Origin of the sequence: Chryseobacterium vietnamense, from assembly GCF_031454475.1 — a bacterium.
Lineage (GTDB): Bacteria > Bacteroidota > Bacteroidia > Flavobacteriales > Weeksellaceae > Chryseobacterium > Chryseobacterium vietnamense.
Map to the genome: position 1 here is coordinate 788044 of NZ_JAVDQX010000001.1, position 19633 is coordinate 807676.

The following is a 19633-nucleotide window of genomic DNA, read 5'->3' on the forward strand; positions in this document are numbered from 1 at the left end:
ATATAAAATCTCTGCAAAGTGAGTAAAATAAAAGAGTCTGACCATTGGCCAGACTCTCTGCATTTATATTTTTATCTTTTTAGAAAGCGTTGATTCCTGTAATATCCAATCCGGTGATCAGCAAGTGAACATCATGTGTTCCTTCATAAGTAATTACAGATTCCAGGTTTGCGGCATGTCTCATCATCGGGAATTCACCCATGATTCCCATACCACCAAGGATCTGTCTGGATTCTCTGGCTATTTCAATGGCCATATGCACGTTATTACGTTTAGCCATAGAGATCTGAGCAGGCGTTGCTTTGTGTGCATTTTTAAGATTTCCCAGCTGAAGACAAAGTAACTGAGCTTTTGTAATCTCTGTTAAGAATTCAGCTAATTTTTTCTGCTGAAGCTGGTAAGAACCGATTGGTTTTCCAAACTGCTTTCTTTCTTTAGAATATTGAACAGCAGTACAGTGGCAGTCAATAGCAGCACCGATTACTCCCCATGAAATTCCATATCTTGCAGAGTTCAGACAAGATAAAGGTCCTTTTAATCCTGTTACTCCAGGAAGAAGATTCTCTTTCGGAACTTTTACATCATTAAAAACAAGCTCTCCTGTTTTGGAAGCTCTTAAGCTCCATTTATTGTGCGTTTCAGGAGTAGTGAAACCTTCCATTCCTCTTTCAACGATTAATCCCTGTACTTTTCCTTCCTCATTTTTTGCCCATACCACAGCGATATCACATAAAGGAGAATTGGTGATCCACATTTTCGCTCCATTCAAAAGATAGTGATCTCCCATATCTTTAAAATAAGTCTCCATAGAACCTGGATCAGAACCATGGTTAGGTTCAGTTAATCCAAAAGACCCGATCATTTCTCCGGCAGCAAGTTTTGGAAGATATTTCTTTTTCTGTTCTTCAGAACCGAATTCGTTGATAGGAAACATCACCAATGAACTTTGTACCGAAGCAGCAGAACGTACTGCAGAATCTCCTCTTTCCAGCTCCTGCATAATCAGACCATAAGAAATCTGGTCTAATCCTGAACCGCCATACTCAACCGGAATATACGGTCCCAGTGCTCCGATTTTCCCCAATTCTCTCATAAGATTAGGAATATCTGTATGATTTTGAGCGGCCTGATCTATCTGCGGCATTACAAAACTTTCAACCCAGTCTCTTACAGATTGGCGGATGAGTTTGTGTTCTTCAGTAAGTAAAGCATCAATTCCATAATAATCAGGGATGCTTGTAAGAGGATAATATGACATGATTTTTTGATTTTGTTAAAAATAGCATTTTTCGTGGTGTCTGAGAAATTTTTTTAAAAACTTGTTTTACTGTTGATTTTCAGGGGTGTACTGCTATTTTATTTATGATTTTGGTTAAATTTATATTTTTATGACTCCTCATCATTAGAGATGGGATACTGATTGGTAGAATTATGAACTTCAGTTTTAAATTTATACAGATAGGGTGCTTTATTGGCTGAGCCATCATAGAGTTTTTCCATTCTGTCCAGAATATTTAGGCTTAAAATTTTTCGCTGAAAATTATTTCTTCTGAATTTCTGTCCTAAAATAGTTTCATAAAGGGCCTGAAGATCCTTCATGGTAAACTTTTCAGGAAGCAGGTTACTTGCTGCAACCTCTGTATTGATATTCATTCTCAGATATTCAAGACCTGTCTCTATAATTCTGTCGTGATCGAATGCCATTTTAGGCAGGTTGTTGACTTCAAACCATTCACAGCTTTCATTGAAAGCATCAGGGAAGGTATCAGCCAGCGAAAAATCAATAAGGCTGCAGTATCCTACTGTAACGAACCGCTGGAAAATCCAGTGATCTTCAGGAACGGTTATTCCTTTATTTTTAAGGAGAATCTGATGTACATTATTCTCTGTACGGTCTATTCTTCCAAAGGTGTGAAACTGTTTCAAAAATAACCCTTTAAGATGTGTTCTTTCAAACAAAACCCTTTCAGCAGCTTCTCTCAGGTCTTCATCATTGAAAACAAAACCACCCGGAAGTGACCATAGATCCAGATCATGATATTTTAAAAGCAAAACTTTCAGAATGTTATTATGAAAGCCGAATATGGTGCAGTCAACGGAAATATGCGCTACGAAATCTTTCGTGTCAATGAGTTCCTGTAGCGTTTCTTTACTTTTTGTGTCTTTGATTTTCATGGCAGTAAAAATAAAACTATTTTCTATTTGTGACAGTAAAATATATAAAACTAATCACAAAAAGCAGAATTACAGAAGATAAGATGTATAACGGATAATAATTCAACAGCTGCTTTTCAAACAAAACGGCCATAATAATAGAACTGACAGAGCTGCCCAGGGAGGAAAAAATAACAATAAGAGAGGTGAAAAGATTGATTTTATCTTTATCCACCTGCGCAATCATTCTTGAGTTGATCACAGGATAGAGGGGTGAAAGAAACAAGCCAATAACCGGAAATAAAAAAAGCAAGAATCTGGAATCTTCCGAATCAAAATACTGAATGCCCACTATCATGAACAGTAAGGTGATAATAAGTACCATACATGTAATATAATATCTGGGTAATGAAAATTTTTTGATAATATTGGCAGTAACTGTTCGGCCTGCATAAGAAAAAATAGATAGAAAAGAAGTGGCCTGAAGCGCAAAAAAAGAATTGACTTTCAGATGGTTTTTATAAAAAGAAGGAAGCCATGAATTGAATCCCTGTTCCACAAAGACGATAAAAAAGACCACTCCTAAAAACAAAGCAACTGCAGGGGTGGTAAACCCAGATAATTCTGAGAGAATACTTTTACTTTCCATAGGTTTTGACTCTACTATTTCTATTTTCGAAAGCAGAAAAATAGTCAGTACAGATAATAAAGCAATCAACAGGAAACCAAACTTCCAGAATTCCGAGTACTGGCTGGAAATCACCCATCCAAAACCTGTATTCACAACGAAAATCCCGATCATAAAAGATGCTTCAACATTATTCATGGTCTTTGCCAGGGATTTTTCATCCGAAATATTATTCCTAATAATTCCAAAAACACAGATTTTACCGATAGCAAAACAGGCTCCTATAATTGCAAACCACAATTTATAAAACCAGAAAACTTTTACAAAAGGAAGAAGACAGCAACAGAATCCAACAATAGCCAGGGCCAGAATCAATGCTTTTTTAGGTCCGGTCTTGTTGATAAAGCTCACTGCAAAAAGCGAAATAAAAGCAATAGGTAAATCTTTGAAAGATTCTAAAAGCCCCAGTTCTCCATAGGTGATTTTCTCTTCTGACAACTGCAGAATCACCAGTCCCATACAGTTTAGAACCATTGAAAAAATGAGAAAGGTAAGTTTTAACGGAAGAGAAATTTTTGAAGGCTTGACGATCATTTTGGGAGATAACTTTATTAATTTTTTATGAAATTTTATGAAATATTGATGCTAAGATAGGGCTTCTAACCCTGAAAAATAAAAGAAAAATTAAAATATTTATGAATAGAATGTTAATTAATTAAAAAAAAATATATTTTTATTGTCTCAATTTGAGAATTAAACAATAACTGTATATGAATGTAAGAATATCAAGAAGCGTAGGAGTGGTTGCCGTCCTCTATTTTACGGCCAACTTCAGTGCCCAGACCACCAAGGTGAAGGACACACTTGCGAAAGAAAACAAAATAGACGAAGTGGTAGTCATCGGTTACGGTACTCAGAAAAAGAGTAATGTGACAGGAGCTATTTCCAGTGTAAGGGCGAAGGATATTGAGGATATTCCTTCAGGAAAGCCTGAACAGGTCCTTCAGGGAAGGGCGGCAGGTGTTTCTGTGGTGACCAATTCCGGACAGCCTGGGTCTGCAGCTACAGTAAGGGTTCGTGGTGTAACAAGTTTTGGTGCAGGAAGTAATGATCCTTTGTGGGTTGTAGATGGAATTGTTGTGGATAATATTGCATGGCTCAACCAGTCTGATATAGAAAATATGGAAATTCTGAAAGATGGTGCCTCTGCAGCGATCTATGGGGTTTCTGCAGCCAAAGGTGTTATTCTTGTAACAACCAAGAAAGGGAGAAAGGGAAAGATGAACTTAACCTATAATGGTTTTTACGGGGTGGGATCGGCATCAAAAAAATTGGATCTTTTGAATGCCAGCCAATACGGAACTATTATTAATGAAGCTCTGACTAATGCCGGAAAGGCCCCGCGTTTTACTAATCCTCAATCTTTTGGAGCCGGTACAGACTGGCAGGATGTAGTATTCAACACTGCTGAAAGAAAGTCTCACGAATTCAGTCTGAGTGGAGGAAATGACAGATCTACTTTTTATTCTTCTTTCGGGTATTATGAACAGGACGGAATTGTCCTGAAAGATATTTCAAATTACAAAAGGATGAATGTAAGGTTGAATTCTACCCATAAAGTTTTTGATTTCCTTACCATTGGACAAACATTCTCCTATACTCACCAAAAGACGAAAGGAGTTAATGCGAATGACGAATTCGGAGGTCCTTTAAGTTCAGCGATCAATTTAGACCCTATAACACAGGTAGTGGTTACAGATCCTGCCTTATTGAATACAAGCCCGTACAATAATGCAGGTATTTCTCCTTATCTGATTAGAGATGCTTTCGGAAATCCGTATGGTGTATCAACTATTGTAGAGAATGAGATGACAAACCCACTGGCATTCAGACAAACTCAGCTTGGAAGATACAACTGGTCGGATGATTTTGTGGCGAATATATTTGCAGAGTTAAAGTTTTTACAACATTTTACTTTCAAAACTACCCTTAACGGAAAGCTATCTTATTGGGGAAAAGAACAGTTTACCCCTAAATTTTATCTTAATACCAATTCAAGAAATACAGTATTTAATAGCTTCTTAAGAGAAAGCAACAGAAAGCTGGAATGGAATACGGAAAATACATTGACGTATCAGAATAAATGGGGAAATCATAATTTGAGTGTATTAATCGGACAGGGAGCTTACTTTTATAATATAGGTTCCGGAAATAATACCACCTATATCAACCTGCCGGTTAATAACTGGGAGGACGCGTCCTTTAATTTTGATGTTCCCCAGGAAAACCGTTCAACATCAGCTTATGACGGGGTTGAAACCCACAAGGCCTCTTATTTTGCCAGAGTGATTTACGATTATGAAGATAAATACCTGTTTACCGGTACAATCCGTAGAGATGGTTCTTCTAAATTTGCAAAAAACAGACATTGGGGGAACTTTCCTGCCTTCTCTTTGGGATGGAATGTCTCCAACGAAAATTTCTGGCCGGAGAATAAGATCGTTAACACTTTGAAGTTCAGGGGAGGATATGGTGTTTTAGGTAATGATGCTATTGAAAACTTCAGGTTTGCAAACTTCCTTAAATCAGGAAGCAATTATACTTATGGTGATAATAATATCATTATCGGATATGCTCCAACTACTCTTGAAAACCCGGATCTTCGCTGGGAAGAGACTTCTCAGTTGAATATTGCTGCCGATTTGAAATTCTTAAATGATTTTACTTTGACAGTGGATTGGTTTAAGAAGAAAACAACGGATATTCTTCGCCAGGTGGATATTCCAGGATATGTAGGTGCACCGGACAGACCTTGGAGAAATGTGGGGGATATGAACAATACTGGTGTTGAAGTTAATCTGGGATATAAAAAGACCTGGTCTGATTTCGGAATTTCAGTAAATGGTAACTTCTCTTATTTAAAGAATGAAGTAACAAGACTTGAAGATGATAAAATCTACGAAAACTTTGCATCTTTCCAGTCTATGGGACCGGTAACAAGATTCCAGGTGGGTTCACCTTACGGAGCTTTTTATGGATATCAGAATCTGGGTATCTTCCAGACACAGGCAGAAATTGATGCCTATAGAAATGCCAGTGGTGGCCTGATACAGCCTAATGCCAAGCCTGGTGATTTCAAAAGACTTGATGTAAATGGCGATGGCAGAATCAATCAGGATGATTATGAATATCTGGGAAGTTCTGTCCCTAAGTTTACCTATGGTTTAACATTAAATCTTAATTATAAGAACGTAGATCTGATGGTGTTTTTACAAGGTCAGGGAGGAAATAAGATTTTCCAGGGTCTCAGAAGACTTGATCTGTTCTACAGTAATTACCAAACTACAATTCTTGATCGATGGACAGGACCAGGTACTTCAAATACAGTGGCAAGATTGGATGCCGATGATAAAAATGAAAATTACACCAAAATGTCCGATTATTATCTTCAGAAAGGAGATTTTATGAGAATTAAACTGGTTCAGCTGGGATATACGCTGCCAGTAGAAATTTCCAAACGCTTTGGTGCCAGTAAGGTAAGGTTTTATGTAACAGGAGAAAATCTTTTCACTTTTACAAAATATACAGGATATGATCCTGAAATTGCAGTTAATGATTCCTATGGTATAGATAGGGCATATTATCCACAGGCCAGAACATTCATATTTGGTGCTAACATTCAATTTTAAAAAACAAACATGAAAAATAGATTCTATAAAGCAATAGTACTGATCGCACTTACATCAGGTATTGGATTCAGTTCCGTATCCTGTGGTGATGAGTTCATTGAAGATGTGCAGAATAAAGGAGCTTTTGACTCCAATAACTACTTCCAGAATGAAGAGCAGTCTTTTAGTGCGCTGGTATCAGTGTATGACCTGCTAAGAAAATATTCTGGCGGGTTTGAAAATACGGTCACTTTCTTTAACGCAGCTTCCGATGATTTCTATTCCGGCGGCGGAAGTCCTACAGACGGTACCGGAATACAAAGTTTCTCCAACTATTCTATTGATCAGATCACTGTTCCCAAAACCTACTGGAATGATTTCTACCAGGGAATTGCAAGAGCAAATCTCCTTATTCAGAGAATTCCGGGTGCTAAAATGAATGATCAGGTACGCAAAAGATTTATTGCTGAAGCTAAAACGCTGAGAGCACTTTACTATTTTGAGCTGCTTAAAATGTTTGGAAATATTCCTCTCATCTTACAGCCTATTACAGCAACCGATGATTATTATAATATCCCTCAGGCAGAGACCCAGAAAGTGTATGAGCAGATTGAATCAGATATTGTAGCATCCATTAATGATCTTCCGCTATCTATTGCACCTACTAACAAAGCTGAGGTAGGAAGGATAAGCCAGGGGACAGCCAGAGCTATCCTGGGAAAAATTTATCTGTATAACAATAAGAAAGATCTTGCTGCAGCCCAATTTGCAGAAGTGAACGGAACGCCGGGACAAGCCAGTCAGTACGGATATAAATTAATTGCCAATTATAATGACCTGTGGAGACAGGACAACAAGTTCACCACAGAATCTATTCTGGAAGTGATGCATACCAATAAAGGAAATTCAGACTGGGGCTTCTGGGGGCAAGGAAAGGATGAAGGAAACTCTATCTGTATAATGATAGGACCGAGAGGATATGATAGATTAAAGACTACAGCACCTGATATTGTTTCAGGATGGGCATTTAATACTGCAACAGAAGATCTTTATAATTTCCTGAAGGACGATCCGAGAGTGAATGCCACGATCCTGAACGCAAAACAACTGACTGCAAGCGGAGAGATCAAATATTCACCCGCTCATAATGATACCGGTTATTTTTTGAATAAATATCTTCCCAGAAGAGATGAGGTATCCAATCTTCCCGGAGCTCCGGAGCTTAACTACAGCAGGAATTATATCGTAATCAGGCTGGCAGATACTTACTTAATGGAAGCCGAAGCATTAAACGGCTCTGGTGCAAGAGCCCAGGCTCTATTGGATGCAGTAAGAGCCAGAGTTGGGCTGCCTTCAGTACCAGTAACACTGCAAGCTGTTAAAGATGAACGCAGACGTGAACTGGCTGGTGAGGGGCATCGATGGTTTGATCTCGTAAGATGGGAAGAAGCACCTTCCAAATTAGCATCTAGAGGATTTAAACCCAATAAGAATGAGCTTTTACCGATTCCTTATAATGAACTTCTTAATACGAAGATCAAACAAAATCCTGGTTACTAAAATATGAAGTTTCACAACTTATATAGTTTCTTTAGAGGTGCCGCACTACTTAGTGGTGTGGCCCTTTTTCCTTTATCATGTACATCAATGGCTTCCCATAAAGGAAATGAAGTACAGTACTGGCTTACAAAAGGAGATGAAAGTGTAAAATTACAGCAGCAGACCTCTGTTAAATTTTTAAATAACACCAACAGCTTTCAGAATATTGAAATTGATGATGCTCAAAAGTTTCAATATGTTGATGGCTTTGGATATACATTAACAGGAGGAAGTGTTGAGGTAATCAACCGTTTGTCGCCTTCCAAAAGAAAAGCACTGCTTAACGAACTTTTTGGAAATGATAGAAATTCAATTTCTATCAGCTATTTAAGATTAAGTATTGGTGCTTCCGATCTTGATGGCGAAGTATTTTCATACGATGACCTGCCGGAAGGACAAACAGATATTGCTCTCTCAAAATTCAGCCTTGCAAAGGACAAAAACCTGATTGCAATGCTGAAAGAAATTCTAACGATTAATCCTTCCATTAAAATCATTGCAGCACCTTGGTCTCCTCCTGTTTGGATGAAAGACAACGGAAAATCAAAAGGAGGAAGTCTGAAACCGGAATTTTATAAAACATATGCTGAGTATTTTGTAAAATACATTCAGGGAATGAAAAAAGAAGGGATCACCATTGATGCTATAACTCCTCAGAATGAGCCTTTACATCCTGGTAATAACCCAAGTTTATATATGCCTTCTGAGCAACAGGGAGATTTTATCAAAAATCATTTGGGTCCGGTTTTTAAATCCAATGAAATTACCACCAAAATTGTTGTGTATGATCACAATTGCAACAAACCTGAATATGCGATTGATATTTTAAAGGATTCCGAAGCAAACAAATACATAGACGGATCTGCTTTTCATCTGTACGAAGGAGATATCTCTGCTTTAAGTACGGTACATGATGCTTTCCCGGATAAGAATTTATACTTTACTGAACAATGGACAGGTTCCAAAGGAACTTTTACCGAAGATCTGAACTGGCATACAAAAAACGTGATCATCGGATCTATGAGAAACTGGAGTAAAATTGCGCTGGAATGGAATCTAGCCAACGATCTGAAGTTTGCCCCTCATACAGATGGCGGATGTACGGAATGTAAAGGAGCAATAACCGTTTCCGATAGCGGGAATTTCACCAGAAACGTTTCCTATTATATTATTGCACATGCTTCAAAATTTATTCCTGCAGGTTCTCAACGTATCGCTTCCACACAGACGGATAAACTTTCCACGGCGGCTTTTAAGACTCAATTTGGGAAAATAGTTTTAATTGTACAGAACGATAATCAGGCAGATGAGAATTTTAATATTAAATTTGCTGGCAAAACCGCTGCAGTAACAATTTCAGGACGTTCTACAGCAACCTATATTTTTTAATTTGATACTATGAAAAGAGTTTATTTCTTACTGGCATTTTCCGCATTTGGACTGAATGCTTACGGACAAAAAACAATTGATCAGAAAGTAACAGAGTTGCTGTCTAAAATGACCCTTGAAGAAAAAGTTGGGCAGATGGTACAATATAGTGGTTTTGAATATGCTACAGGACCACAGCAATCCAACTCTGCTGCTGTTTTAGAAGAAATTAAAAAAGGGAAAGTAGGTTCTATGCTGAATGTTGCCGGATCGGAAGAAACAAGAGCCTTTCAGAAACTGGCGATGCAGTCAAGGCTGAAAATTCCTTTGCTGTTCGGGCAGGACGTTATCCATGGATACCGTACCACATTTCCTGTGAATATAGGACAGGCAGCAAGCTGGGATCTTGGAATGATAGAAAAATCAGAGAGAATTGCTGCAACAGAAGCCGCCGCTTATGGTATTCACTGGACATTTGCTCCAATGGTGGATATTGCCAGAGATCCGAGATGGGGAAGAGTGATGGAAGGTTCCGGGGAAGATACTTACCTGGGAACAAAAATAGGGTTGGCAAGGATTAAAGGGTTTCAGGGCAGAGGTTTGGGAAGTCTGGATGCTGTAATGGCCTGCGCAAAACATTTTGCAGCATATGGAGCTGCCGTAGGTGGAAGAGATTATAATTCTGTAGATATGAGTCTCAGACAGCTTAACGAAACATACCTTCCGCCATTCAAAGCTGCGGCAGAAGCAGGAGTAGCTACTTTTATGAACTCTTTCAACGATATTAACGGAATTCCTGCAACAGCCAATCAATATATTCAGAGAAATCTTTTAAAAGGAAAATGGAATTATAAAGGTTTTGTAGTTTCAGACTGGGGAAGCATCGGAGAAATGGTTCCTCACGGTTACGCAAAAAATGGTGCTGAAGCTGCTGAAAAAGCAATACAGGGGGGAAGCGATATGGATATGGAAAGCCGTGTCTATATGGCAGAACTTCCAAAACTGGTTAAAGAAGGGAAAGTAGATCCTAAACTGGTAGATGATGCAGCGGGAAGAATTTTAACCAAGAAATTTGAAATGGGACTTTTCGATGATCCTTACAGGTTCAGTAATGAAAAAAGACAGAAAGAACAGACCGATAATCAGGAAAACAGAAAATTTGGAAGAGAATTCGGATCAAAAAGTATTGTTCTTCTTAAAAATCAGGGAAATATTCTTCCGCTTTCAAAAACTACAAAAACAGTAGCTCTGATTGGTCCTTTCGGTAAAGAAACAGTAGCCAACCATGGTTTCTGGTCTGTTGCATTCAAAGATGACAACCAGAGAATCATTTCACAATTTGACGGAATTAAAAATCAACTGGATAAAAATTCTACTTTACTCTATGCAAAAGGCTGCAATGTAGATGATCAGGATAAAAGCCAGTTTGCAGAAGCTATAGAAACGGCGAAAAAAGCTGATGTTGTCATTATGACACTGGGAGAAGGCCATGCGATGAGTGGAGAAGCAAAAAGCAGAAGTACTATTGGTTTTACTGGCGTTCAGGAAGATTTATTAAAAGAAATTGCCAAAACAGGGAAGCCCATCATTCTGATGATCAATGCAGGACGACCTCTGATTTTCAATTGGGCGGCAGATAATATTCCAACAATTGTGTACACATGGTGGTTGGGAACCGAAGCTGGAAACTCTATTGCAGATGTTCTGTTCGGGACCGTAAACCCCGGAGGGAAACTTCCAATGAGCTTTCCGAGAACAGAAGGTCAGATTCCTGTATACTACAATCATTATAATACAGGAAGACCTGCAAAAAATAATACAGACAGAAACTATGTTTCAGCGTATATAGATCTTGATAATGATCCGAAATATCCGTTTGGATATGGTTTAAGCTATACCGATTTCAAATACTCCGATATGGTATTAAGTTCAACAAGCCTTACAGGAAATCAGACGCTGAATATCAGTGTTACCGTTTCCAATACAGGAAAATATGATGGCGAGGAGGTCGTTCAGCTTTATATCAGGGATCTTTTCGGAAAAGTAGTAAGACCTGTAAAAGAGTTGAAAGGCTTCCAGAAAGTATTCATCAAAAAAGGAGAAAGTAAAAAAGTAGATTTTAAACTTACTCCTGAAGACTTGAAATTCTTTGATGATGAGCTGAATTTTGACTGGGAAGGTGGAGAGTTTGATATTATGATCGGAACTGATTCTCAACATGTACAGACCAAAAGAATCAACTGGACAAAATAAATTCAATAGGAGCGGGTTAAACCCGCTCATTAAAAACATCAGAAAAGTTGGCTTTAGCCAAAACTTAAAACTCTAATATATATGAATCTCAAAGCTAAAAATATCATCAAAATATGCGCAGCAGGAACTTTTTTCCTTACTGTTTTGAACTGTGCCTCGCACAAACCTGATGCTCACAGAACCCTGATCTGGAATGATGAATTTAATGGGAAAGGTCTTCCGGATTCATTAAAATGGAATTATGATGTAGGAGGTGGAGGTTTTGGAAATGAGGAAGCTCAGTTTTATACCAAAAACAGGCTTGAGAACGCCAGAATGGAAAAGGGAAACCTGATCATTGAGGCCAGAAAAGAAAATTGGGAAAACAATAAATATACTTCTGCCAGACTTTTAACCAAAGGAAAATTCTCCTTTCAGTACGGAACAGTAGAAGTCAGAGCAAAGCTTCCCAAAGGCCGCGGAACATGGCCTGCTATCTGGATGATGAGCGAAAATATGAAGAAATGGCCGGATGATGGTGAGCTGGATATTATGGAACATGTTGGTTATAACCAGGGATTTATACATGCTTCTGTTCATACTAAAAAGTACAACCATATCCAGGGAACCCAGAAAACCGATACGCTGTTTGTAAAAGATGCAAGCGAAAAGTTTCATATCTATAAAGCAGACTGGACACCGGAAAAAATAGATGTTTATATTGATGACCAAAAGTTTTTCACCTATGTGAATAAAGAGAAAAACAAGGAAGCATGGCCCTTTGACAGACCTTACTTTATCATTTTAAACCTCGCTGTAGGTGGAATGTGGGGAGGACAAAAAGGTATTGATGATGCTGTTTTTCCACAGAAGTATTATATAGACTACGTAAGAGTCTATCAGAATAAATAATGAAAATGAGGACCACTGGGTCCGGAAACAGAAAAAAATCATGAGAAAACTAATTGTAAGTTGTTTTGTAGTAGGTGTTGCTGTTAATGTCAATGCTCAGAATTATTGGAAAAAAAATGCAGGAAAAACAGCTAAAGTAATTCTTACCAATTCGAAAGTGAATGAGAAGATGGCGGATAAAGGAGCCGTTAAATTTGAACAATTTGGTCAGCCTAAGGAAACGGAAGCCTGTATTTTTGTAGCTCCCAACTTTAAATATCAGAAACTGATAGGAATTGGCGGTGCCATCACAGATGCATCAGCAGAAACTTTTTATAAAATGCCAAAGAACAAGCAGAAGGAAATTCTGGATGCTTATTTTGGAAAAAACGGATTAGGATATACTGTGGTTCGTACCAATATGAACTCCTGTGACTTCTCCAGTGATTCTTATACCTATGTAGAGGATAATGATACTTCTCTAAAGACGTTTAACGTTGCTCACGATGAGAAGTATAAAATTCCGATGATCAAAGAAGCTCAGAAAGCGATAGGAAATAATTTCACATTTTATTTCTCTCCATGGAGCCCGCCGGCATGGATGAAATCAAACCAGAGCTTATATAAAGGCGGAAGACTGGAAAATCAGTATTACCAGACGTGGGCAGATTATTATATCAAATTCATCAAAGAATACGAAAAAAGAGGTATCAATATCTGGGGATTAACAGTTCAGAATGAGCCAATGGCTACCCAAAGCTGGGAATCATGCATCTACACCGCTGAAGAAGAAGGAGAGTTCCTGAAAAAAAATCTTGGGCCAACGCTTTGGAAAAACGGATATAAAGACAAAAAAGTAATGATCTGGGACCACAACAGAGACCTTATCTATCAAAGAGCCACTACTACATTAAGCGATCCTGAAACTTCAAAATATGCCAGCGGTATCGGATATCACTGGTATGAAACATGGAACAATAAAACCCAGCTTTTTGATAATTTAGCAGAAACGCACAGAGCCTTTCCAGATAAATTTCTTGCCTTTACCGAAGGATGTAAGGAACAGTTCAATATGGATAAAATTTATGATGTAAGTTTGGGAGAGCTGTATAGCAAAAACATGTTGAACGACTTCAATAAAGGAAATGCTTTATGGACGGACTGGAATATTCTACTGGATGAAACCGGAGGACCTAACCACAAAGGAAACTTCTGCTTTGCCCCAATTATTGCTGACACCAAAACAGGAGAGGTATTCTATACTTATGAATACTATTATATAGGCCACGTTTCAAAATATATCAAACCGAATGCTCAAAGAATCGGAAGTTCTTCTAACAGAGCAGCACTGACATCTTCTGCTTTTATGAATGAAAACGGACAGTTGGTAACCGTTATTATGAACGATTCCGATAATGATATTGAAACCAATCTATGGATAGAAGGAAAGGCTGCCAAACTGAATGCTCCTGCACACTCTATACAGACCGTAATTTTATAGTTTCATATTACATATTAATATTATTTTTGACAGACCCGGCGGCCTCGAAGAGGCCGCCGGTTTTATGGTGAATCATGAAGATCAGAATGATAAAAACAAAAACCCCATGAAATTTTCATGGGGTTTATTTATTTTGAACGAAACTGTGTCAGTTCGTTATTATTCAGCATCGTATTTACTGATTACTTTCTGAGTTACTCCTGAACTGCTGAAACCTCCATCATGGAATAAGTTCTGCATCGTTACTTTTTTAGTAAGATCAGAGAACAAAGTTACACAGTAGTCTGCACATTCAAGAGCGGTAGCATTTCCTAGTGGAGACATATCTTCTGCATATCCAAGGAATCCTCCGAAACCTTTCACACCGCTACCTGCAGTAGTCATTGTTGGAGACTGAGAAACGGTATTTACACGTACTTTTCTTTCTCCCCAGTAGTTTCCAAAAGTTCTTGCGATACTTTCAAGATACGCTTTATTATCAGACATATCATTGTAGTCCGGGAATGTTCTTTGAGCTGCAATATACGTAAGCGCCAAAATGCTTCCCCATTCGTTCATACAGTCTTTTTCCCAAGCTACACGCATTACTTTATGGAAAGAAACAGCGGAAATATCCCAGCCTTTTTCCAACCAGTCGTAATTCATTTCTGTATAATGTTTTCCTTTTCTTACGTTGATAGACATTCCGATAGAGTGAAGGATAAAGTCGATTTTTCCAAATTTTGCAACAGCGGCATCAAAAAGTTTTTCAAGATCTTCTATAGAAGTAGCATCAGCACCTATTACTTCAGAACCTGTTTTTTCTGCTAAACCATTAAGTTCTCCCATTCTCAAAGCAATAGGAGCATTAGATAAAATGAATTCAGCACCCTCCTCATGGCATCTTTCAGCAACTTTCCATGCGATAGATTGTTCATTAAGGGCTCCAAAAATAATTCCCTTTTTGCCTTTAAGTAAACCGTATGACATAATTTTTTAATGTTTATTATAATACAAATGTAACAATAATTGTGCTTATGGCATAATAAAAAATGGAGCCTTATCAATTTAAGACTCCATTTTATTGAAAATATTTATATGACTGAAATACTAATTGGTTTTCTTATTCCATTCTGCCTTTACATCCTCTGCTGCATCTTTGGTTTTTTCCCATGCTTCATCTGCTTTATCCTTGATATCTTCCCATGCATCGGATACATTAGCTTTTACCCTGTCGAGCCAGTCTTCTTGGCTGGCTTCCTGATCATTATCCCTCTTCTCATTGATATAATCCTTAGCCTTGTCTGCCAATTCATCGATTTTCCATTTGGCTTTGTCCGTTGCATTCTGTAAAGAATTTTCTACATTATTGACTGCATTTTCCGCTTTGTTGTACTCTGAATTGTTCATAATAGTATAAATTTTAATTTGGTAATGGTAATTAAACAATAACCATTCCTAAAACAGGAAGTCTCTGTTAAACTTTTCATAATATTTTGTTATATCTTTCAAAATCAGTAGTAACTTTAACCTGTAAAATATGATAATTATGGAAAAAATTCGCTGTGGCTGGTGTGAAAAAGACGATCTCTACAGGAAGTACCATGATGAAGAGTGGGGAAGACCTGTTTACGATGATGAAACAATATTTGAATTTCTGATTCTGGAAAGCTTTCAGGCGGGCCTGAGCTGGTATACCATTTTGTCTAAAAGGGAAAATTTCAGAAAGGCTTTTGATCATTTTGACTATAAAAAAGTGGCTGCCTATTCTGATAAAAAGATTGAGGAATTAATGAATAATCCTGGTATTATAAGAAACAGGCTCAAAATTCTGTCAGCGGTAACCAATGCACAAAAATTTATAGAAGTTCAAAAGGAGTTTGGAAGCTTTTCCAACTATATCTGGGGTTTCATTGGTGGAAAATCAATGGATAACAATCCTGAAAAACTATCAGATGTCCCTGCCACAACAGAGATTTCTGATCTTATTTCCAAACAACTTAAAAAAAGAGGGTTCAAATTCGTTGGATCTACAGTCATTTATGCCCATATGCAGGCTACAGGAATGGTCAATGACCATATAAAAGAATGCTTTACCAGGAAAAAGTAATTTGTTTTTATTCAGAATTTAGTGAAGTTTATTGTCAATTATATAATTAAAAAATTTAAACGCAAGATAAGCGATACCTGAAAAAGCTTAATGAATGCTTGTTTGGTAAGTATTTGATATTAAACGTTTTTCATTGCTTTGTGATTAAATTTTATTTTAATCACTATATTGTGTTTTTAATTATGATTTTTTTAATAAAACCGGTGATTTGTTAAAAATTCGTATATTTGCACCTCCTAAAAATAGAGGAATGCCAAAAGACTATAAACTACAATACACTTTACTTTTACTGCTATTTACTTGTTGTATATATGCTCAGGTTGGGATAGGAATATCCAGTCCAGAACCTTCAGCAATGCTTCATGTAAATGCAAATAATAAAGGAGTGCTTCTCCCAAGTGTTGCTTTGACTGCGACAACGGATAATATCACGGTACCTTCACCAGCAGACGGACTTATTGTATGGAATAATGGAAGTTCCACCCTTACAGATATTGGATTTTATTACTGGTTTGAATCTAAATGGAACAAAATTTCAGCAAACGGCGGAAATACCACTAAAACAGAAGATGGAGCCAACTGGAATCTTACAGGAACGAATGTAGGGAATTATGGAGCCGCCAATACAACTCTGGCTTTAGGAACAAAAACATATGATGATCTGATCTTTAAAGTAAACGCTTTAACAGCCGGAAGATTGGGGGTTGATAATTCAGTAAGCCTTGGAATAGGATCGGCCGCCGGGCAGAATGGTATTGCTTTGGGAAGTGCAAGCTCAGCATTTATGGGAATTTCTATTGGAAGTGCAGCAGTAGTTTCCGGAAATGAAGCTTTAGCAGTAGGAAATAAAACTACAGCAGCAGGATTCAGATCTACAGCAATAGGATTTCATGCACAGACCGGCAGTAATGAATCTGTAGCTGTAGGAAATAACTCTTCCGCAGATGGATTTCAGTCTATTGCATTGGGATATAATGCAAAAACGAATACAAATAGTGAAACGGCTTTGGGATATAATGCCGTAACCAATAGTCAGAACTCAACTGCTTTAGGCTCAGAAGCTAATGCATTGGGACAATACTCAACAGCAGTGGGATACGGAGCTTCTACTTCACAAGCCAATGCGATCATTCTGGGAAACAGCAATGCTAATGTAGGCATTGGAACAAGTGCTCCAAATGTCTCCGCGAAACTGGATGTAAGTGGACAATTTAAATTGGGAGAAAAGGGCAGTGTACAGAAAAATCAGATGAGTTTTGAAGCTTGGCCTGGAATATCTATCAACAATATACAACCGGGAAAATCTACAACCATTGATATTCCGGTTCCGGCAGAATACCAGCCTGGCTCTACAAGAGCTGTAGTTGTGGTTTCTCCGGCAGGTGACTTTCAGGGGAATGCCTCTTTTTCAATCTCAAATCCAAGGTTGACTTCCACTTCCAGTATTACAATTAATCTCACTAATATTTCAGGAAGTGCCAACAGCTTGTATTCCGGACATTTTTATGTGATGATCAATGAATTTTAAATAATATTTTTTATTATAGTTGATATGGTGTGAAGGACTTCCGGATTGGGAGTCCTTTTTTTATTATTATGCATATATACAGGTTTAAATTGAAATTTCTTTTCATATTAAAATATCATACATCTGCAAATAAGTTACTTTTGTATCATTAAAAAATGAAAATTTCTATCGAGATATGAAAAATATAGGAATTATAGGCTATGGCTGGCTGGGAGAAAGAATAGCGTCCTCCTTGTCCGGAAAGTATAGTATATCCGCAACCACGACAACAGATAAGAAAAGAGATGATATTAACAGCAAAGGAATTCATGCAGTACTAGCTTCTTTTCCGGATTATCAGCTTACAGAACCTTATTCCCGATGGTCTGAGATTAAAGATATGGATGTTTTGATTATTACCATTCCCGTTTCTGAAAAAAGCTGCTGTGTGAGTTCATTGTATAACAGGATTCAGAATTTGTTAGCCTTTATCGGGGATTTTAAAGGACAAATGTTTCTGATGAGTTCAACAGGTGTTTATCCTGATCTACCGAAAGAATTTACAGAAGAAGATATGCCTTTGGAAAAAGTATCTGGTGAAAGAATGCTTAGAAATAAATATCCCCAACTTAATATTCTAAGGCTTGGTGGCCTCATGGGAGACAACAGGCTTCTGAAAAATTACAATGTGAGTAATCCGGATCACGCGGTAAATCACATTCATTATATTGATATCAGCGGGATTATCTCCGAAATGATTGAACAGAATACTGAGTCAAAACTATACAATGTAACGGCACCCATTCATCCGGCAAAAAGCCAGGTAATCAATGCACAGAAAAATATTCCTGATGATGAAGAATTTGAGGTGAAAGGAAAGAAGGTTATGTCTTCAAAGTTGGTTTCAGAACTGGATTATACATTTCAATATCCGGATCCTAAAACTTTTCATTTGTAATCATGGCATTTGTATCATTGATTATTGGCCTTTAAAAACTCAACAATAAAAGTTCAATTAGGAACGGGCTTTAGCCCGTTTTCAAAATAGATCAGTTTCATTGGCTTTAGCCAAAACCTATAAAAAAAACCTCTGGAAGTTGTTTCCGGAGGTTTTTTATTATATCAATAAATAATTACTTAATAATTCTTTCCAATACCCATTCAATAAGGTTTTTCTCAGAAGCATGGTGATCTGCAGAGAATTCTCCACGTCTTCTGTTGGCAATAACGTTATTTACAGTAATAGCTTTGTGTCCTAATAATTTTGAAAGGGCATAGATTGCAGAAGTTTCCATCTCGAAATTGGTGATTCCAAGGTCGTTCAATGTTTCTAAGAACTGATCATCTACGGCCTTTAAACGAAGCTGTCTTCCTTGTGGAGCATAGAATCCCGGGAATGTTGCCGTGTTTCCATGGTATTTGGCATCTTTGTAGTATTCTCCCATTTCTTCCGCCCAGTCTGAGAAATAAAGCATCGGCTTAATTTTTTCGTAAGGGAATTTTTCTAAGAAACTTTTCGAAAACTCATTTTCGAAGTTGTAATCCTGATAAAAGTGCATTAATCCGTCCAAACCAACAACATTCTGAGTAACCAGCATATTGTCTACCTGTACATCAGGGTTTACGCTTCCGCAGGTTCCCATACGGAAAAGTTCAAGAGCTTTGTGCTCGGTTTTAAATTCTTTATTCTGAAGATCGATATTCACCAAAGCATCCAGCTCGTTCATCACGATATCAATGTTTTCGGTACCAATACCTGTCGACATTACGGTAATTCTTTCCCCGCGAAGCGTTCCTGTATGGGTATAGAATTCTCTTTTATTTTTTTTGATTTCTACGGTATCAAAGTATTTTGAAACTTTTGCCACTCTGTCCGGATCGCCCACAAGGATAATTTTGTCAGCAATATCTTCAGGTAAAAGATTCAGGTGGTATACACTTCCGTCTTCATTCAGAACAAGTTCTGAGGCAGCGAGTTTGTTTAGCATAATATGTA

The 19633-nt window shown here is 37.6% G+C and carries 15 protein-coding genes; 9 read left to right on the forward strand and 6 right to left on the reverse strand.

All coding sequences use genetic code 11. The features are described 5' to 3' along the window. Nucleotides 1-79: 79 nt before the first annotated feature. The 3 genes from J2786_RS03510 to J2786_RS03520 all read right to left on the reverse strand — a co-directional run bounded on the left by J2786_RS03510 (nt 80) and on the right by J2786_RS03520 (nt 3376). Nucleotides 80-1258, reverse strand: a complete 1179-nt coding sequence (locus tag J2786_RS03510; RefSeq protein ID WP_034698448.1) for an acyl-CoA dehydrogenase family protein — start codon at nt 1256-1258, stop codon at nt 80-82. Between the two features lie 128 nt (nt 1259-1386). Then, complete coding sequence (locus J2786_RS03515; protein WP_052186977.1) at nt 1387-2175, reverse strand: NUDIX hydrolase; 789 nt, start codon at nt 2173-2175, stop codon at nt 1387-1389. 16 nt (nt 2176-2191) lie between these two features. Next, nucleotides 2192-3376 (reverse strand): MFS transporter, encoded by a 1185-nt coding sequence (locus J2786_RS03520; protein ID WP_082001965.1) that lies wholly within the window; start codon nt 3374-3376, stop codon nt 2192-2194. A 176-nt stretch (nt 3377-3552) separates the two neighbouring features. Between J2786_RS03520 and J2786_RS03525 the strand changes: the two genes are divergently transcribed. The 6 genes from J2786_RS03525 (at nt 3553) to J2786_RS03550 (ending at nt 14041) form a co-directional block, all read left to right on the forward strand. Further along, nucleotides 3553-6471 carry a SusC/RagA family TonB-linked outer membrane protein gene (locus J2786_RS03525; protein WP_047431340.1) on the forward strand — a complete coding sequence of 973 codons (2919 nt, stop codon included), beginning with the start codon at nt 3553-3555 and terminating at the stop codon, nt 6469-6471. Between the two features lie 9 nt (nt 6472-6480). Continuing rightward, complete coding sequence (locus J2786_RS03530; RefSeq protein ID WP_047431337.1) at nt 6481-8010, forward strand: RagB/SusD family nutrient uptake outer membrane protein; 1530 nt, start codon at nt 6481-6483, stop codon at nt 8008-8010. Nucleotides 8011-8013: 3 nt separating this feature from the next. After that, nucleotides 8014-9438 carry a glycoside hydrolase family 30 protein gene (locus J2786_RS03535; protein ID WP_047431334.1) on the forward strand — a complete coding sequence of 475 codons (1425 nt, stop codon included), beginning with the start codon at nt 8014-8016 and terminating at the stop codon, nt 9436-9438. 9 nt (nt 9439-9447) lie between these two features. Then, entirely contained in the window at nt 9448-11670 is a 2223-nt protein-coding gene (gene bglX / locus J2786_RS03540; RefSeq protein ID WP_047431331.1) for a beta-glucosidase BglX, read from the forward strand. Between the two features lie 81 nt (nt 11671-11751). Further along, nucleotides 11752-12561, forward strand: a complete 810-nt coding sequence (locus tag J2786_RS03545) for a glycoside hydrolase family 16 protein (RefSeq protein ID WP_047431328.1) — start codon at nt 11752-11754, stop codon at nt 12559-12561. A gap of 40 nt (nt 12562-12601) precedes the next feature. Beyond that, nucleotides 12602-14041, forward strand: a complete 1440-nt coding sequence (locus J2786_RS03550; protein WP_047431325.1) for a glycoside hydrolase family 30 protein — start codon at nt 12602-12604, stop codon at nt 14039-14041. A 159-nt stretch (nt 14042-14200) separates the two neighbouring features. On the opposite strand, the gene J2786_RS03555 is transcribed toward J2786_RS03550, so the two are convergent. After that, nucleotides 14201-15010, reverse strand: coding sequence for an enoyl-ACP reductase FabI (locus J2786_RS03555; RefSeq protein ID WP_034697597.1), 810 nt, complete (start codon nt 15008-15010; stop codon nt 14201-14203). A gap of 120 nt (nt 15011-15130) precedes the next feature. Continuing rightward, on the reverse strand, nt 15131-15430 hold the full coding sequence (locus tag J2786_RS03560) for a hypothetical protein (protein WP_047431323.1): 300 nt from the start codon (nt 15428-15430) through the stop codon (nt 15131-15133). Nucleotides 15431-15569: 139 nt separating this feature from the next. Here J2786_RS03560 and J2786_RS03565 point away from each other — a divergent pair, with 139 nt between their 5' ends. From J2786_RS03565 to J2786_RS03575, 3 genes are all read left to right on the forward strand, one after another. Then, a complete protein-coding gene (locus tag J2786_RS03565) occupies nt 15570-16130 on the forward strand; it encodes a DNA-3-methyladenine glycosylase I (RefSeq protein ID WP_047431320.1) in 561 nt (186 codons plus the stop codon). Nucleotides 16131-16380: 250 nt separating this feature from the next. Continuing rightward, nucleotides 16381-17658, forward strand: a complete 1278-nt coding sequence (locus tag J2786_RS03570) for a phage tail-like protein (protein WP_047431317.1) — start codon at nt 16381-16383, stop codon at nt 17656-17658. A 175-nt stretch (nt 17659-17833) separates the two neighbouring features. Then, nucleotides 17834-18595, forward strand: a complete 762-nt coding sequence (locus tag J2786_RS03575) for a Rossmann-fold NAD(P)-binding domain-containing protein (RefSeq protein ID WP_047431314.1) — start codon at nt 17834-17836, stop codon at nt 18593-18595. Nucleotides 18596-18770: 175 nt separating this feature from the next. On the opposite strand, the gene J2786_RS03580 is transcribed toward J2786_RS03575, so the two are convergent. Beyond that, nucleotides 18771-19625, reverse strand: coding sequence for a nucleoside phosphorylase (locus J2786_RS03580; RefSeq protein WP_047431311.1), 855 nt, complete (start codon nt 19623-19625; stop codon nt 18771-18773). Nucleotides 19626-19633 lie beyond the last annotated feature (8 nt).

Bases quoted from the DNA above. Each gene is read 5' to 3' on its own strand.
- J2786_RS03510 (WP_034698448.1), bottom strand. From the start codon at position 1,258: ATGTCATATTATCCTCTTACAAGCATCCCTGATTATTATGGAATTGAT.
- bglX (WP_047431331.1), top strand. From the start codon at position 9,448: ATGAAAAGAGTTTATTTCTTACTGGCATTTTCCGCATTTGGACTGAAT.
- J2786_RS03575 (WP_047431314.1), top strand. From the start codon at position 17,834: ATGAAAAATATAGGAATTATAGGCTATGGCTGGCTGGGAGAAAGAATA.
- J2786_RS03565 (WP_047431320.1), top strand. From the start codon at position 15,570: ATGGAAAAAATTCGCTGTGGCTGGTGTGAAAAAGACGATCTCTACAGG.
- J2786_RS03560 (WP_047431323.1), bottom strand. From the start codon at position 15,430: ATGAACAATTCAGAGTACAACAAAGCGGAAAATGCAGTCAATAATGTA.
- J2786_RS03580 (WP_047431311.1), bottom strand. From the start codon at position 19,625: ATGCTAAACAAACTCGCTGCCTCAGAACTTGTTCTGAATGAAGACGGA.
- J2786_RS03525 (WP_047431340.1), top strand. From the start codon at position 3,553: ATGAATGTAAGAATATCAAGAAGCGTAGGAGTGGTTGCCGTCCTCTAT.
- J2786_RS03515 (WP_052186977.1), bottom strand. From the start codon at position 2,175: ATGAAAATCAAAGACACAAAAAGTAAAGAAACGCTACAGGAACTCATT.
- J2786_RS03535 (WP_047431334.1), top strand. From the start codon at position 8,014: ATGAAGTTTCACAACTTATATAGTTTCTTTAGAGGTGCCGCACTACTT.
- J2786_RS03550 (WP_047431325.1), top strand. From the start codon at position 12,602: ATGAGAAAACTAATTGTAAGTTGTTTTGTAGTAGGTGTTGCTGTTAAT.
- J2786_RS03520 (WP_082001965.1), bottom strand. From the start codon at position 3,376: ATGATCGTCAAGCCTTCAAAAATTTCTCTTCCGTTAAAACTTACCTTT.
- J2786_RS03545 (WP_047431328.1), top strand. From the start codon at position 11,752: ATGAATCTCAAAGCTAAAAATATCATCAAAATATGCGCAGCAGGAACT.
- J2786_RS03555 (WP_034697597.1), bottom strand. From the start codon at position 15,010: ATGTCATACGGTTTACTTAAAGGCAAAAAGGGAATTATTTTTGGAGCC.
- J2786_RS03570 (WP_047431317.1), top strand. From the start codon at position 16,381: ATGCCAAAAGACTATAAACTACAATACACTTTACTTTTACTGCTATTT.
- J2786_RS03530 (WP_047431337.1), top strand. From the start codon at position 6,481: ATGAAAAATAGATTCTATAAAGCAATAGTACTGATCGCACTTACATCA.